A 16,425-nucleotide genomic window follows, 5' to 3' on the forward strand; every position below is an offset into this window, starting at 1 on the left:
CGATGGGGTCATATGACAACCCCATCGTTATTTTAGTATTAGCGCATATGTTTATGATGGTGTGGCATATGGCAAGGGTTAGGTGGCATACCGCACATTGTATGTGTTTCACAGCATTCATTCACGACAGATTCTGTGCATGGGAAATAATACTGATGATCAATCATATGTTTGTTCACTGTTGTAACATGTGCAGGTTGTACGTGTGGAACAACTGTATGGATATAATTTGTGCGTACATATTGCTCTGGTGGTAAAAATTGTGGTGGATCATATTGCATTGGCATCATTTGTGGCGGACAGCAGTGTGGACCTTTTGCCGGATGGCGTCTTCGTTGAAACATGTTATTACCTCCTGTTTTGATAAGTTGTAGTTCATTATTAAGATATGAGATATACGTCGATAGGGTCTATTTATTTGCCTATTAATGCATAGGTAAATCTAACAAGTAACTAAAATAGTAGAAAATCTATAATCAATTTGCCTACGTCTTTGAGTGAAATGAAAGCATGACATATTGTTGAAAATGATGATGTCAACGGCAGGAAAAGCAATTTCGCGGGGCGAGGCGTTTTCCGTTCCATCATCGTCCTTTCCAAAGGGCGATGATCCTCCCCCTCGATCATGCTGCAAAACTTCTTTCATTTCTAACAGTAGTGAACAAAATAGCACATATTTTCAAAGTGAAGATAATGAGTCTAACAACCATCCAAATGCTTGGTTTTCAACACGATGAATAGGTTTTTCAAATAACGTTCTTCCTAGCGTCATAATGTAAAATAAATTTTTATTAAAAAAGTATGTTTTTTGAAAAAATAGATATTGTCAATAAAACAATCGTACAGTATACTCTTTAATTGATAATGATTATCGTTGTCGATTATTTCTTAGGAGGAAATTTATGCCAAAATTATCACTGCAAAAAAAGAACTTTTTTGTACTTTTCACACTACTATTAGCCTTCGCGTTATTATTAGTTGGGTGTGGGGAGAAAACATCGAACTCCAGTAGTTCACAAGAGAATGACAAAGCAGAAGAAAGTAACACTGAAACAGAATCTTCTAGTCGTGAGATTACACATGCAATGGGTACTACAACGATTGAAGGCACACCTACAAAAATCGTTACACTATATCAAGGCGCAACAGATGTTGCAGTAGCTATGGGCATTAAGCCAGTTGGGGTAGTAGAATCTTGGGCTGAAGCGCCTGTTTATAATTATATGAAGAATGAGCTTGATGGCGTTGCAATTGTAGGACAAGAAACACAACCAAACCTTGAAGAAATTGCAAAGCTTAAACCAGATTTAATTATTGCTTCTAAAGTACGTCATGAAGAAATTTATAATCAGTTATCGCAGATTGCTCCAACAGTTGCTCATGAAACGGTTTTCGATTTCAAAGGAACAGCTGAAATGATGGGTCAAGCAATGAATCAAGAAGATAAGGTGAAAGAATTACTTGGCGATTGGGATACGCGAGTAGCTGATTTCCAAACAAAAATCAAAGAGAAGCTTGGCGATAAATGGCCATTCCATGTTTCTGTTGTCAACTTCAGAGCAGACCATGCTCGCATTTATGTGACAGGTTATGCGGGTTCTATTTTATCTGAGCTTGGATTCCAAGGTCCTAAAAATTTAACAGATGATTCTTTAGAAATTGTGAAGCTAACTGACAAGGAAAGCATCACTCAAATGAATGCTGATGTTATTTATATGTTTATGGAAAATGATGAGACAGTGAAAAAAACTTATGAAGATTGGACAAACCATCCACTTTGGAAAGAGCTTGACGCAGTGAAAGCGAATCAAGTTTATCAGGTAGATGAAATTAATTGGAATCTAGCAGGTGGTATTACTAGTGCTAATTTAATGCTAGATGATATTTATGACAAGTTTGAATTAGAAAAATAGTGAATGAAGGATGGGCTGTTAAAAGTGTTAGAGAATACTTGAATAACAGCCCTCTCATTGTAGTGTTTGAGCATAATTGAAACCTACATAAGCTAAATTGTGGATCAAGAAAGTTGGCATAACATGAGAATTATTCTTTCCAGTACACCGATGAAACAAATAGGTTTATTCATCAGCTGTTTGATTCTTTTGCTGGCATTTATAATCAGCATAGCTATTGGTCAAACGTCCATACCTTTTTCGTCAATCTATGATGCTATTTTTCATTTTGATGCTGCTAACAAGGAGCATGTCATTATTCGAACATCTAGATTTACAAGAGCTGTGATCGCTACAGTAGTTGGCGCAAGCCTTGCCATTGCGGGCGCATTAATGCGAGCATTAACAAGAAATCCTTTAGCAGCTCCTGATATTTTAGGTATTAATGCAGGGGCCATATTTTTTATTGTCAGTGCTATTACTCTTTTTTCCGTTCAATCTTTAATGAGCTATATGTGGATTGCCTTTTTAGGGGCAGGTGCAGCGGGGGCGATGGTTTTTTTCCTAGGCTCATTAGGAAGAGATGGGTTAACACCGATAAAAATAGTATTAGCTGGTGCAGCGATTACAGCTCTATTTGTCTCGTTTACGCAGGGGCTTTTAGTCATCGATGAACAAGGTTTACAAAGTGTCCTGTTTTGGTTAGCGGGTTCTGTATCGGGGCGTAGTATTGAAATGCTCGTGCCTGTCCTACCGTTTATTTTAGGAGTGACAGTCGTGGCAATATTTATGGGGCGTTCAATCAATATTTTACAATCAGGAGATGATATTGCCAAAGGATTAGGACAACGAACAATGCTCACGAAAATCACGCTAGGCATAATTATTATCATACTGGCAGGCAGTTCAGTAGCTGTTGCAGGTTCAATAGGCTTTATTGGCTTGATTGTCCCTCATATGGCGCTCCATCTTGTTGGCACGGATTATCGCTGGATTATTCCCTACAGTGCCGTGTTGGGAGCAATATTGCTACTGTTGGCTGATATTGCGGCAAGATATGTGATTATGCCATTGGAAATGCCGATTGGTGTCATGACAGCCTTAATCGGAGCTCCTTTCTTCATTTATATTGCACGAAAGGGGTTAGCAAAAAATGCCTAATTATGTGTCGGTTCGAACGAAAACTAATCGTATATCTTTTCAAATTGCTAAAAGAACGGCTTGGATTCTACTACTTTTAAGCTTATTATTAGTCCTCATAACGGTTCTTGGTTTATCTGCGGGGAGCGAGTTTATCCATCCTGTCACTGTGGTGAAAGAATTATTAGGCTATGGCAATGGAGATTACGATTTTGTCTTACATACATTAAGGCTCCCGCGTGTGTTGATGGCCTTATTAGTTGGTGCTGCGCTGGGAGTGGCCGGTTTAATTTTACAAGGAATTATCCGTAATCCTCTTGCTGCCCCAGATATTATTGGTATAACGAGCGGAGCATCGATGGGGGCAATTATTTTTATTGTGTACTTTATGGGATCAGTCAGCATTCAATTTTTACCGTTAGCTGCTATATTAGGTGCTGGTATTGTCTCCTTCATCATTTACCTACTATCATGGAGAAAAGGAGTCACACCAATTCGAATGGTACTAATTGGAATTGGCATCTCAGCTTTAGCAAAGGCGGTTGTGACGATGCTGCTTGTAATCAGTAATGTAGCCGCTACAACGAAAGCCTATTTATGGCTGACAGGTAGTTTGTATGGGGCCAATATGCAGGATGTCTTTTTGCTATTACCATGGCTAGTCATTTTAGTGCCACTAACATTTATTTTAGCAAGAACGGTGAATGTGAAGGAATTAGGCGATGAAATAGCGATAGGGCTAGGAGTAAAAGTACAAGTGTATCGTTTACTTTTTCTACTCATTAGTGTCATGCTAGCTGGTTCTGCAGTAGCTTTTGCTGGTGGCATCGCCTTTGTTGGATTAGTGGCTCCTCATATGAGCAGAATGCTTGTTGGGCGTTCCTTTGCAGGATTAATTCCTGTGACAGCTATTATAGGTGGAATCATTGTCATTGTGGCTGATATGGTGGCACGCACAGCCTTTTTACCAAAGGACTTACCTACAGGAGTCTTTACTGCTGCAATTGGCGCACCATTCTTTATTTATTTATTATTTAGAACGCGCAATCAATAAAGCTTCATAATAAAAAAGTTAAAAGCGGGAGAAGAAGGTGACAGGAATTTGAAACATGTCTTAGAAGCACAAAATTTACATGTAAGCTATGGAGAAAATCTTATTTTAGAGGATTTGAATCTTCAAATACCAAAAGGAAAAATTACAGTACTAGTTGGGGCCAACGGTTGTGGAAAATCTACACTACTTCGGACATTTGCACGATTACAAAAAGCGAAGTCGGGTGAAATTTTTTTAGATGAGAATAAACTAGATGCCATTTCAACGAAAGAGGTAGCGAAACGTTTAGCTATTTTGCCGCAGGGCCCTGTTGCACCAGAAGGATTAACTGTTCAGCAATTGATTAAGCAAGGTCGTTATCCACACCAAAGTTGGTTAAAGCAATGGTCTACGGAGGATGAAAAAATTGTTAACAATGCGCTTGCAGTAACACAGATGACTGAATTTGCCGATCGTCCAGTAGATGCATTATCAGGTGGTCAGCGGCAACGTGTATGGATTGCTATGACATTAGCGCAAAAAACAGATCTTATTTTACTAGATGAACCTACAACTTATTTAGATATGGCACATCAAGTAGAAATTTTAGATTTACTATTTGATTTAAATGACAAGGAAGGGCGTACTGTCGTTATGGTATTACACGATTTAAATTTAGCCTGTCGCTATGCCCATCATATTGTGGCGGTACGTAATAAACAGGTTTATGCCCAAGGCAAGCCAGAGGAAGTGGTGACAGCAGAGATGGTCCAGGCTGTTTTTCGTATGGATTGTACCATTATTAAAGATCCGCTTTTTGGTACACCTTTATGTGTGCCACATGGCAAGGGGCGAACAGTTCAAACAGTGGAATTAGAGGAGGTAGGGATCTGTTGAGCCTATCACTGTCAGCTGAAGAAACATCCGTGTTACTAAGAGAGTATCGATTGTCGATAGAGCCTGCAGTAGATGCTACATACTCTTTATATGCCAAAAATTTATTGGACAATGAACAAGCTCTAGATTATTTACAAAAAATTGCCCATTTCTTTCAATCGCCTTCTATCCTAGTTACGGCATCGTTGTTTGCGAAGCGCTATAGCGTCTTAACGATAGCTTCAGCCTTCTATGCTATGTCCAGATACGATAAAGGACTACATTGCAGAATTGAAAATATGTGGGTAGAAGCGGAATATTCAAAACCTTGGCTTCCTACTATTCGGCTAATCGATCGCACAGTGTCAATACCTACTGAAGACCGTGAAAAATGGCGTGATGAGGTTCTTAGAGAAATCTTTGCGAATAATTTAGCGAAGGTTTGGCAGTCATTAGCGAAAATAAGTAAAATTCCAAAAACAATCTTATGGGAAAACACAGCTATTTATGTGAATTGGCTCTATGAAACGAAAATAGGGGAAGGAGCCAGTGAGCAAGAAAAGGCTCGTATACAAGAGGATTATCACTATATTGTAAACCTAGCACCAGGCTCCATTTTTGGAGAGAGAAAAAATCCTTTGACGGACTATTGTGGTCCTAAAGTGACAATTATGGAATCGGAGCAACCTGTACGCTTGAGAAAAACATGTTGTTTCTATTATCATACCTCTGATGAAGCAAATGATTATTGTATCTCCTGTCCAAAAATAAAAAGATAATCATAACAACAAAATCTCTAAACCACCAAAAGTGAGTAAACACTTATAGCATTTCATAGGTGTTTATTCACTTTTATTTTTGCCATCAATACCTGCCATTAAATAAGGAATTGCAGGTTTGATAAATTCTTCGGGCTGTATCTCCTGATTGCTAGTTCTCCATTCTATAGAAGCGCCATAGATTCCCCAGCTTAATATTACAGCAGTCATTTTTAACGCTTCGTTCTCTGTCGCTGCATTTTGTTTCAATAACATTTTGTAAAAGATAATTTCAAGCTGCTCTCTAATAATGCGAGCAATTGTCTCTTCATAGCCTCTATGACAACGATTAGACAATGACTTTTGAAAATTAGTTATCGCTTTAAAGAGAATAATGAAAGCTCCTTCATTAAGTTCGTTATGTTGTAGAAAGTCATCATTCAAATTAATTAATAATACTTCTGATAGGACCTTCTCTAACAAATCATATATATCTTCAAAGTGATAATAAAAAGTCGCACGATTAATCATAGCCTCTGTCGTAATATCCTTAACCGTTATATCCTTGAACTCTTTTTTACTAGAAAGTGTAATGAAAGAATCCATGATTAATTTACGAGTCCGTATAACACGAAGATCTGTCTTAGATGAGGTCATTACTTACACTCCTTTTTAAACAATTTCTTCAAAGTGTTGTATAAACAACAATTCAAATAGATTATTGGTTTATTGATGATTTTATTATGAATAAAATACAACTGTAAGGCAAATAAGAGAGTTATATATTTATATTTAATGAAAGTAAGAAAAGGGGATAGTCAATTGAAGAATCATCCAATGGTTTGTGATTTAGAGACAGGTGTATGTGGAGTAGCTGGCGAGGAGGAATTAGGGATAATTGATTTTAATCAACCAAAGAAATCCATTGAAGTATACTATGTAACTGATCCAATATGTTCTCATTGTTGGGCACTCGAACCCGTTCTTCGACGTTTTATCGAGCAGTACGGACACTATTTTAACTTTCATACGATTATGGGAGGATTACTAGAAAAATGGGGTGATGGTCCAGTAGACCCTGCTAATGGAATATCTGGACCTGCCGACGTTGTAGGACACTGGAGAGAAGTTGGAGAATATTATCGCATGCCAATAGATGGAACAGTGATGATGAACAATCCAGTGCAATCATCCTATCCACCATCTCGTGTTTTTAAAGTGATTCAAAAAAATCAGCATGATGCTATAGCATTTGAATATTTGCGCAGAGCAAGAGAAGCGCTATTCGTATTTAATCAAAATATTGCAGATACATCCGTTATGATTGACATTGTAAATAAACTGGGGCTTGATGGAGTGGCTATTGTAAACGAATCAGAACAAACAAGCGGGCAACAGTTATTAAATGAAGATTTTGACCTTGCAAGAAATCTGGGCGTAAGAGGATTTCCAACAATTATTATGATGAATGAAGATCATAAAGGGTTGAAAATTGTTGGTGGGCGTCCATTTGTAAACTATGTGGAAGGACTAAAACAGGTTCTCGATTTTGAAGAGCTGCAACCAAAACAACAGCCATCTCTTTTAAGCTTGCTTGAAAAAGAAAAGCTTCTATTTTCGAAAGAAATTGAAGTCATGTATGATTTGGAAAAGTCAGAGGTTATATCTTATGTGAAAAAAGAGCTTTCATCAGATCAATATGAAATGAAGGAAATACTTGGTGAATGTTATATTACTACTAAATAATGAGGAGAAGGGCAATGACATACGTATTACAGGTAGATTTTAAATTGGATGGACCATTTGGTGACGAGATGGCAGAAGCGTTTTCTGATTTAGCAAAAAGTATTTATGAAGAGGAAGGACTTTTGTGGAAAATTTGGACAGAGAGCCCTGAAACAAACGAAGCAGGCGGCATCTATCTATTTGAATCAAAAAGCACAGCTGAACAATATATAGCAATGCATTCAAAAAGGCTAGCTGAATTTGGAATCACTACGATCAACGCAAAAATCTTTGCTATCAATTCAAAACTGACTGAAGTTACGAAAGGTCCAATAAAACAATTAAAAAATCACTGATGCATCATAGAATTACTAGCTAATTCAAAGGAGTCTAATTTCTAATTAAGAAGTTAGGCTTTTATTTTATGAATGTATAAATATTCTGAATATTGTGAGGTTGAACCAATTGCGTTGTAGCGTTTACAATAGTTTTATATCACGTTTATGTTATAAAAACATGAATAATTTGAGTGTTTTTCTGTTTAATGCTCAATACTTCAAAGCTTTTAAATTGTTCTATAGCAGAAGGAGGGATGAGATATTGAATGAAAACAACATATTTTTGCTTATATAGTAGTTCAACAATTGATAAATAAATGTTTCTTATAAACACTATTTTAATTGTTGTTATGCAAAATACATAAATTATTGAGATTAAAAGAGATGAGGTTTTATAAAAAAATGAAAAAGTATTCTGTTGCTACATATTTTTACTTCATTATTCCGTCTTTAATTGGTATCTTTCTATTTATGACCCCCATTTTAACGGAAGAGGGCTGGAAAGTACCCATTGCCATATTAGCCAATGTTTTAGCGGGGATTGTGGCCCCGATCATTAGCTATTTTACAATTGGAATGTTTGCCATCTCTGCAATTGGTGCACTTATAGCGAAATTTATCCCTCGTAAAAATGCTAAAGAACCTAGTATGTTGGATACATTGTTTTATGTTAATTGGTTTTGGACAATTACTCGTATTATCGGTTTAGCCTTTGCTTCAATGGTGGTCTTCAATTTTGGACCGTCTGCCATCAATAATGAAAATACGGGTGGACTCCTCATGGATCCAAATGAGGGACTTGTGACGTTCTTATTTACCATTTTTTTGTTTGCGGGTTTCCTTTTACCATTTTTAACAAACTTCGGTTTACTTGAATTTTTCGGGACAATGATGGTGAAAATTATGCGGCCACTGTTTAAAAGTCCAGGGCGTTCTTCAATCGATGCTCTTACGTCATGGGTAGGTGATGGCACAATAGGTGTGTTAATGACCAGTAAACAATATGAGATGGGGAACTACACAAAAAAAGAAGCTGCGATTATTGCCACAAGTTTCTCAGTAGTGTCCATCACATTCTGCATCGTTGTATTGGATACTGTACATTTGGCACGCTATTTTATTCCTTATTATTTGACAGTAGTACTTTGTGGAATTGTATTAGCCATTATTATGCCTCGAATCTATCCACTTGCGAAAAAGGAGGATACGTATATAGATGGGACACCAGTGGATTATTCACGTGAGAAATTACCAGAGGGCTATAATTCTGTTTCACATGGTTTAGAAAATGCACTTGCTGTTGCGCATGCAAATCGAGATCCACGACAATTTTTCAAAGATGGCTCTAGAAATGTAATTGATTTATGGGTGGGTGTGGCCCCTATCGTTATGGCTTTTGGAACAATTGCCTTAATGCTTGCTGAATTTACAAGTATCTTTGCGATTTTAGGAAAACCGTTTGAACCAATTTTAACCGTCCTTGGCTTGCCTGAAGCGGCTGAAGCAGCGCAAACAATGGTCGTAGGCTTTGCCGATATGTTTCTACCCTCTATTTTAGGTGCAGGGATTGAATCGGAAGTTACTAGATTTGTTATTGCTGTTGTTTCTGTGTCACAGCTGATCTATATGTCTGAGGTAGGTGGACTTATTTTAGGTACAAAAATTCCATTGAAGTTTTTGGATTTAGTCGTCTTATTTATACTACGTACGCTTATTTCTCTTCCAATTGCAGCATTGGTTGGTCATCTACTCTTCTAACTAAAATGCCAAGTCTTAAATGGACTTGGCATTTTTCATGTTGTTGAAATATCAACGGTAGAAAATTTCTTGACGCCATAAAAAAAGGGAGGTAGCTGATATTGGTAGGGACGTTTCACTCCTTTTCCATTTATACAATACGGCAACCTAACAAAATATATGAATATGCCTTCTGCGTTTGAAAATAGCTTGCATCACAAAATATTATCAAAAAATCCTAGTAACTTGGCAAGAGTTCCATTTTTGCATATGTGTCACATAACCACTATGCATATACTGTGGCAAGAGGGGGGGAGGTGAGCTTTTATGAGAATTAATTGGAAGGTTCGTCTTCAACATATTCCATTTTTACTAGGGCTATTTTCATTGTTGCTCTTACTCGCACAACAAGTGGCTGCAATTTTTGGCTATGATTTTACAGGTGTGATGAGTGAGCAAATATCATCTCTTTTAAATACAGTCTTATCCATTTTTGTGTTAATGGGGGTCATTGTCGATCCAACCACACGGGGCACTAGTGATAGTGAACGTGCCTTAATGTATCGGAGACCGCGATAAAATGAACAAAAAGTGTAATTTTACAATAAGAATAAATATGTTATAATGTTAGAAAATTGATAAAGTGGGGAGGATGATTGAATGTCCCTTGAATTGGAGCGCAGAATTGCGAAGCTCGAGGAGGAAATGGCGGATTTACGTCAGGAGTTGACAGTATTAAAAGGTTCACAAAGCACTGAAAAAATTAATACTCTTGATGCCAGACAGTCGATGATCAAGCAATCAGAACCAATTAAACCAAAACCAGTACTGGAGTCGAAGCCTATCCCGACTAAAGTAGCGGAAAAAGAAGTGCAACCACAGCCATCGATGGAGGAACGTGTTATGTGGGCACTTCCAAAAGTATTCATGGTTATTTTAGTAATGGGCGTACTTTGGGGTCTAAAACTTGTCAGTGACTATGGCTATTTATCGGATGGCGTGAAAATCATCCTTGCCTATGTATTATCGGTGGGATTGGCGGTTATTGCCTACGTACTAGAGCGTAGGAAAGTAGGCTCATCGGCTATAACGATTTCTTTATATGGTGGGGCATTTATTGTCGGCATTTTAACAACCGCAGCGAGTGCCATATTATATGAAATCATTGGTCTTATTCCAGCACTAGGCATTACGCTGCTTTATATTGGCTATGGTATTGCCATTAGCTATTTGAAGAAAAATGAAGCACTAACTGTTTTTGTTGCCTTTACATCATTATTACTACCTTACCTACTAGAATATATGGATTTTAGTGCTGTCATTATTTTATTATTTGTGGTTGTATTGTTTGCTGCATTGCAATTAGTTATTTACCAGCACAAGCAAAAATTAGCCCTTTATATCGCCACATTCTTTTCAATGCTAGCAGTGAGTGTTGTAGCATTTATGAATAGTGATCAGCAAGTAGTTTTTGCACTTGGTTTACTTGTGATTCTAGCAATCTTTTATGCAATATGGTGTTTACTGTATAACGCACAATCCAAATGGAAGCCACTTCACATAGGACTCCAATTTTCTTTAGGCTCATTTAGTTTATTACTGCTGAACCTAATCATTCGTTCTCTTGAAAATGGAGAAATGCTACTACTCATTTTAATGGCTTTATTTGGCGCTGTAGCGTTTTATAGCTACCGTCAAAAATGGCAGGAGGTACTGGATAGTGCTGTGACACTTGTGTTTATCACCTTCTGTAATATGATACTTCTATTGAATATTCCGAATAAAGTGGATGATTTATTGTATCCTTTGATTGCATTTGCAGGCGTGATGATGAGCTTACGAATACGTGCAAGTATGATGAAGGTCGTTACTTCACTTTCCCTTGTGATGACATTTACACTAAACTTTATTTTCCATGAACCAAGTCCATTTTTCAGCATCGATCATTTAAGCTTATTTATGCCAATCATCTATTTCATCATTATTTATTTATATGCAAGACGTCCAAAAGAGACACTCTCACCTTTTGAAAAGGTCATGAAGGATTTGTATGTAATCGATATTTTAGCAGTGGTCACAGCTGGCTATTTCTTAGCCTATATTAGCAAGCTAGATGCCGTATACTTTACAGCCGCAAATGGCATTCCATATATGGTGTGTATCGTACTAGCTGTCTTATTTACTGGTTCTTTATTTGTAGAGGAAACTTACAAAGGACGTGCATTAACGCCAGTACTTGGTGCATTTTTCCTACTAGTCTCCTTGATGATCAGCACTAGAGTGTCAATGTTGGAAAGCTTAAACACTATCACTAGATTAATTTATTTAGCAGTGATTGTAGCGATTGTCGCTGATGTGCTTGTAAAAGGAATTATTTATCGATTGTACGAGGACCGTCTGGGGAAATATGTGGACGCTATTGTAAGTACGGGGATCGTGCTCACGATGATTTCCATATGGGGGCTGATCCATCAATTTACGTATAACAACGCCCTTGATTGGAAGCTAAGTATCGCCCTTACATCCATTACATTATTCTTAACAGCTAGTGTTTCACTATGGATTAGTTCCACACATCATTTAAAAACATTGCGCACAACAGGCTTTATTATTTTAGTTATCGCATTTATTAAGCTAATTTTCTTTGACTTATCTGCCCTTGATTTATTGATTAGAGCTGTTCTATTTATTACCATTGGTGGTATTGGGATGCTGTTGTCGGGTAGGTTGTTGAGGAAATAAAAAATGGGTTATTTAGCGTGCTTTATTCATTATCGCACGCTAAATAACCCTAAATTTTTTACGTTTTTAGTTCTTAATATGAATATTCATATTCAGTAGTATAGTCAATTGAACCAGGAGACACTGTAGGGCTACCGCCTGCGCAGGCAGCTTCAAACGTGTCATTGCCAACAATAACAGATTTATGAGTGCTAGAAGAAGTTCTAGCATATATTTTACTCGTACCGCCTGAATTATCATTGATATTGCCTATAGCTAAATCCCCATTGACACAAATGTTTGCATTCCTTCCAAGATTCACTCCCTGATAAATATTGGCACTTCCTTGTACATATATAGTTGAGTTTGAAATTTGATTTATCTGTCCCATCATAAATGATCCACCGATATACATAGTTGAATTGTTTAGATTATCTAAATTTCCATACAAAGTGGTACTTCCCGCAACTTCAATAACAGAGTCGACTATACGACCATTAAACTGATTTACAAAAAGCGCACCACCAACATGTAATTTTACGTTAGTCATTGAATTTAAGTTTTGACCATTCATACTACCAACTATATAGAGTGTTGAGTTGGCACTAGGGTAATTCATATTTGGAACTGTAAGAGTTCCACTTACTCGATAGATGGAGTTATTGAATTTTAACTCATCATTTTGAGAATAAGTAATATTTCCTTTGATTTGGCATTGTTTATTGGATAAATCCGCCCTTGTTCCAGTTGGACAAATATTTAAACTAGTCCCTGGATCAGCAATTGTATTGCCTGTAATAATTGATTCGTCAGATTCATTATTAGTTGTTGGGTCAATCATATTGGAAAAATCAACGGAAATTGTTCCCTTAATTTCTGCATTTTTTGCTTCGTCATGCCCTATACTTGTAAAGTTAATAATAAGTGCATCATCAGCTCGTGAAAATGTTACAGGGGTAACCTCAAAGGAATTTTTAGGATTTGAGTGTACTTTCATTTTAATAGTTTTTTCTTCAGGATCATCTTCTTTATCATCACTTTTTTTTAAAGATAAAACTATATCTGTTAAAACCTCTTCCATATCTTTTATAGCCAAACCTATATAATGTTGATCATCTTGTAATTGCTTTGCTTTAATATCTTCGTTTCTCTGATCTATAATCTTTTTGATAATATTTTCTTGTTTTGTAATAATTTCATTTGTCATAGCATGTTGAAAATAACTTGCGCCCATTTCTGCGATAGATTGGGATTGGAATGTACTTTCCACAATGTTATGTTGTTTTGTTGTATTGGAGGAAATTGCTAGAAATGAGAAGAAAATCACAGTAATTAATATAGATATAATTAATACTAACGCCAATACATAACCATTATTATTATTTAGGACATTCCTCACTATTTTTTATCCTCCTTTAAGCGACTTAATAAAGAATTGATTTCGATTTTATTTTTAGGGTTGCTCTTTTCCTCAATTGTTAAGTGTATATCTGCATCAGTTGTTTTGGGATTTATAGTAAAATCATTTGCTTGGATACACATCTGACTATTTTCAAACACTTCTGTTTTTGTTGTACTTTTGGTAGTGTATTGAACCGATAGGATACAGTTGTTTGAAGTGGCACCATATTCAATAGAACGTTTATGAATAGAGTTTAAACTAGCAATAATAACATTAGCTTCTTGTTGCATTTGATTTTTAGATACAGCTTTCTTTGAATATTCTGTGCCTTGAAAAAATATACTCCATGCTAGAATTGAAATGATAGACAATATAATCACTGTTGCTAACACTTCTACTAAAGTAAGTCCTCTTTCATTATTATTTTTCATAATTTTCACCCTCAGTAAAAGACATAACCATAAGTTTCTGCTACTAAAATATTGTTATTTTTATATATAAAAATACTAATCTGATTGGCTTTTGTGGGTTGTGAATCTAGATCTGGTGTTTTTGTTATTTTAATCTCAGTATAATATTTTGAAGGCTTTGATCTAGTATTAGATGTTTTAATGGTAATCGTATCATCACCATCATATGTAAGCTTGTCATCAGATTTGATAAATGAAAACTTACCATTTGGATTAGCCAACAAAGTATTAAAATCACTCTGTAATGCAGATTGCCAATAAGCTAGCTCTTTTGATGCAAGGTTTACAGCAATTTGTTTATCTTCATTTTGGTTATTTTTTTTACCCATTTGGGGTAGTAAATTAATTACAGAAACCAGTATGATAGCTAGAAGAACGATAGACGCAACAACCTCTATTAGTGAAATACCACGTTCGTTAAATACCTTTTTGGGGCTCATTTCTTCAACACCTTTCCATGATAAAAAAATTGAAGACTAAGTAATGATAGTGCTAAATTTATGTATTTAATTAAATTGAAATCTTGTGTGAACTATTAAAATTGGTCTATTCTTCAATAATCTCAATTTGATATTTTGGCTTCGAAGGATAAAATTTTAACTTGATATAAATAGTACGTTCAACTATGAATGGAAAAGATAAATAAGGGTAAATAAATCCTACAGCTTCATTTCACTCAATAAACAGCAAATGGCTTTAATTTTTTAATAATTTACATCCTAATATCATACAACGGGATTACATACTTAAAAATATTTAGATAAAAATTACTATCTAGGATATTATAACAAATTACAGAGTTGTTTCTATAGAATTATAAAACACTTTGTGATTCTATAGAACTACCTTTTGAATTATTTTTGAATTTTTGTATAAAAATCAAAAGTAAAATCGGAATAAAGTTGCATTTTGGTAGTGTCAGAATACCATAGTTGTAGTATCATTTGTATATAAATAGAAAAACCACTAAGTTAAATAAAGGATGATGTGGATGAAAACATACATAAAAATAATTAGCTTGTTTTTGGTAATTGTTCTAGTTGTGGGATTTTTTGTTCCATCATTTGTGCTAAATGACACAGTTTTTGCTAAAGAAGGTCCTCAATCTTCAACTATTGGGGGTATTGAGATCCATGATGTGAAAACAGTAGATTTAGCAACTACGCTACAAAATGCAATTTCAGAATGGCAAGGTGCCGAAATGGAAATTGTTAGTGATGGTATAGCCAAAACCATTGACTCGAAACAATTTGTTTTTGATCCATCAGCAGCTATTGCTCAGTACGAAATGCTGACTAAAAAGCCTTGGTATGCTTTTTGGCAAAAAGAAAAAGTCGTTCATATTCCCATTCCTGTTACCGTCAATGAAGCAATTACGCAGCAAATAGATGAAGCAGGTGTTTGGGATACAGATAAAACACTCCAGAAACTAATCTTACAAGCCAGCTATTTGAAGGAGCATAAGGTCGAAGCCGTTATCAATGAAGGTTCCATGCAAACAGGGGAAAGGATTGCCTTTCAGATTGCCGAGCTACCAGCAAATAGTCAAGGAGTAGCAAAAATCATTCCGTTATTAAATGATGTAAATCTAGTTCCAAATCAATCCATCTCGTTGCTTACACTTTTAGGTGAACAGGCCGGGGTTGTCAATGATGCAGGTTTAGATTTTGTGGCATCAATGCTATATAGTGTAATTCTTCAAACGGATTACGAAATTTTAGAAAGACACTCTCAGGAAATAAATCCAAGCTATTTGCAACAGGGAATTGAGGCAGATATCAATGCAGCATTAGCAAAAGACTTACAATTTATTAATCGGTCTGAGCAGCTCGGTAAACTGAAAGCATCTATAGAGGGTAATCAATTAAAGATAGAAGTTTTTGCAGCCGCGAAAGACAAGGACATCACAGTACGTGTTAGTAAGGATAAAATTGTAAAGCCACGCATTATTTATCGCTATTCGAAGGAGTTAAAGGCTGGACAAGAAAGAGTGGAGCAAGAGGGTAAAGAGGGTTCAAGAGTGGAAGTTTATCGTTCCATTGTAGAGAACGGAGCAACAGAAGAACAATTCATTAGTAGAGATTATTATGCACCTCAAAATCGAATTGTTATGCGTTCTTCGCAGGAGCCTGTTATTATCACAACGCCTACTCAGAACGTAGGGGCGGGTGCAACAGATCCTGATTTAGAAGTGGATTTAGATGGTAATGGTTTGCCTGATGTGAAACCTTCAAAATCAGAGGAAACAAAGCAAGAAGATGGACCAGAAATTGTCTATGGCTACTATGATAAAGGTGGTAATTTTGTACAAACAAGTCCTTAACGATTGGAGG

The 16,425-nt window shown here is 36.2% G+C and carries 16 protein-coding genes; 11 read left to right on the forward strand and 5 right to left on the reverse strand.

The genetic code is table 11. The annotated features are described in order from the left end of the window. Window positions 1–38: 38 nt before the first annotated feature. On the reverse strand, window positions 39–344 hold the full coding sequence (locus BFM98_RS03910; protein ID WP_016991980.1) for a CotD family spore coat protein: 306 nt from the start codon (window positions 342–344) through the stop codon (window positions 39–41). Between the two features lie 558 nt (window positions 345–902). Here BFM98_RS03910 and BFM98_RS03915 point away from each other — a divergent pair. The 5 genes from BFM98_RS03915 (at window position 903) to BFM98_RS03935 (ending at window position 5,720) form a co-directional block, all read left to right on the forward strand. After that, window positions 903–1,913, forward strand: a complete 1,011-nt coding sequence (locus BFM98_RS03915; protein WP_066036573.1) for an ABC transporter substrate-binding protein — start codon at window positions 903–905, stop codon at window positions 1,911–1,913. Between the two features lie 123 nt (window positions 1,914–2,036). Next, window positions 2,037–3,053 (forward strand): FecCD family ABC transporter permease, encoded by a 1,017-nt coding sequence (locus BFM98_RS03920; RefSeq protein ID WP_066036574.1) that lies wholly within the window; start codon window positions 2,037–2,039, stop codon window positions 3,051–3,053. Next, window positions 3,046–4,086: a FecCD family ABC transporter permease gene (locus tag BFM98_RS03925; RefSeq protein WP_066036575.1), complete on the forward strand. Its 1,041-nt coding sequence runs from the start codon at window positions 3,046–3,048 to the stop codon at window positions 4,084–4,086. The genes BFM98_RS03920 and BFM98_RS03925 overlap by 8 nt, the downstream gene beginning before the upstream one ends. Before the next feature lie 48 nt (window positions 4,087–4,134). Continuing rightward, window positions 4,135–4,962: an ABC transporter ATP-binding protein gene (locus tag BFM98_RS03930; protein WP_054550571.1), complete on the forward strand. Its 828-nt coding sequence runs from the start codon at window positions 4,135–4,137 to the stop codon at window positions 4,960–4,962. Then, window positions 4,959–5,720 carry an IucA/IucC family C-terminal-domain containing protein gene (locus tag BFM98_RS03935; protein ID WP_048391377.1) on the forward strand — a complete coding sequence of 254 codons (762 nt, stop codon included), beginning with the start codon at window positions 4,959–4,961 and terminating at the stop codon, window positions 5,718–5,720. Before BFM98_RS03930 ends, BFM98_RS03935 begins: the two co-directional genes overlap by 4 nt. Window positions 5,721–5,783: 63 nt before the next feature. Here BFM98_RS03935 and BFM98_RS03940 read toward each other — a convergent pair whose 3' ends face one another. Beyond that, window positions 5,784–6,356: a TetR/AcrR family transcriptional regulator gene (locus BFM98_RS03940; protein ID WP_048391376.1), complete on the reverse strand. Its 573-nt coding sequence runs from the start codon at window positions 6,354–6,356 to the stop codon at window positions 5,784–5,786. Between the two features lie 165 nt (window positions 6,357–6,521). Here BFM98_RS03940 and BFM98_RS03945 point away from each other — a divergent pair, with 165 nt between their 5' ends. From BFM98_RS03945 to BFM98_RS03965, 5 genes are all read left to right on the forward strand, one after another. Beyond that, window positions 6,522–7,445 carry a DsbA family protein gene (locus BFM98_RS03945; protein ID WP_066036576.1) on the forward strand — a complete coding sequence of 308 codons (924 nt, stop codon included), beginning with the start codon at window positions 6,522–6,524 and terminating at the stop codon, window positions 7,443–7,445. Window positions 7,446–7,459: 14 nt separating this feature from the next. Continuing rightward, a complete protein-coding gene (locus BFM98_RS03950; protein WP_066036577.1) occupies window positions 7,460–7,780 on the forward strand; it encodes a monooxygenase in 321 nt (106 codons plus the stop codon). A 384-nt stretch (window positions 7,781–8,164) separates the two neighbouring features. Further along, window positions 8,165–9,520 (forward strand): YjiH family protein, encoded by a 1,356-nt coding sequence (locus tag BFM98_RS03955; RefSeq protein WP_066036578.1) that lies wholly within the window; start codon window positions 8,165–8,167, stop codon window positions 9,518–9,520. Window positions 9,521–9,826: 306 nt separating this feature from the next. Next, on the forward strand, window positions 9,827–10,078 hold the full coding sequence (locus BFM98_RS03960) for a phage holin (protein ID WP_054550579.1): 252 nt from the start codon (window positions 9,827–9,829) through the stop codon (window positions 10,076–10,078). A gap of 81 nt (window positions 10,079–10,159) precedes the next feature. After that, window positions 10,160–12,241, forward strand: a complete 2,082-nt coding sequence (locus BFM98_RS03965; protein ID WP_066036579.1) for a DUF2339 domain-containing protein — start codon at window positions 10,160–10,162, stop codon at window positions 12,239–12,241. 73 nt (window positions 12,242–12,314) lie between these two features. Here BFM98_RS03965 and BFM98_RS03970 read toward each other — a convergent pair whose 3' ends face one another. The 3 genes from BFM98_RS03970 to BFM98_RS03980 are packed head-to-tail and all read right to left on the reverse strand — an operon-like array spanning window position 12,315 to window position 14,532. Next, window positions 12,315–13,619: a hypothetical protein gene (locus BFM98_RS03970; RefSeq protein ID WP_066036580.1), complete on the reverse strand. Its 1,305-nt coding sequence runs from the start codon at window positions 13,617–13,619 to the stop codon at window positions 12,315–12,317. Further along, window positions 13,619–14,053 (reverse strand): prepilin-type N-terminal cleavage/methylation domain-containing protein, encoded by a 435-nt coding sequence (locus BFM98_RS03975; protein ID WP_066036581.1) that lies wholly within the window; start codon window positions 14,051–14,053, stop codon window positions 13,619–13,621. The genes BFM98_RS03970 and BFM98_RS03975 overlap by 1 nt, the downstream gene beginning before the upstream one ends. Window positions 14,054–14,064: 11 nt before the next feature. Beyond that, window positions 14,065–14,532 (reverse strand): type IV pilus modification PilV family protein, encoded by a 468-nt coding sequence (locus tag BFM98_RS03980; RefSeq protein ID WP_066036582.1) that lies wholly within the window; start codon window positions 14,530–14,532, stop codon window positions 14,065–14,067. Between the two features lie 551 nt (window positions 14,533–15,083). On the opposite strand from BFM98_RS03980, the gene BFM98_RS03985 reads away from it, so the two are divergent. Further along, the gene (locus BFM98_RS03985; protein ID WP_066036583.1) at window positions 15,084–16,415 is read left to right on the forward strand and encodes a G5 domain-containing protein; all 1,332 of its coding nucleotides are present in this window, start codon (window positions 15,084–15,086) and stop codon (window positions 16,413–16,415) included. The last annotated feature ends 10 nt before the right edge of the window (window positions 16,416–16,425 follow it).

The organism is Lysinibacillus sp. AR18-8, assembly GCF_001705465.1.
Lineage (GTDB): Bacteria > Bacillota > Bacilli > Bacillales_A > Planococcaceae > Lysinibacillus > Lysinibacillus capsici.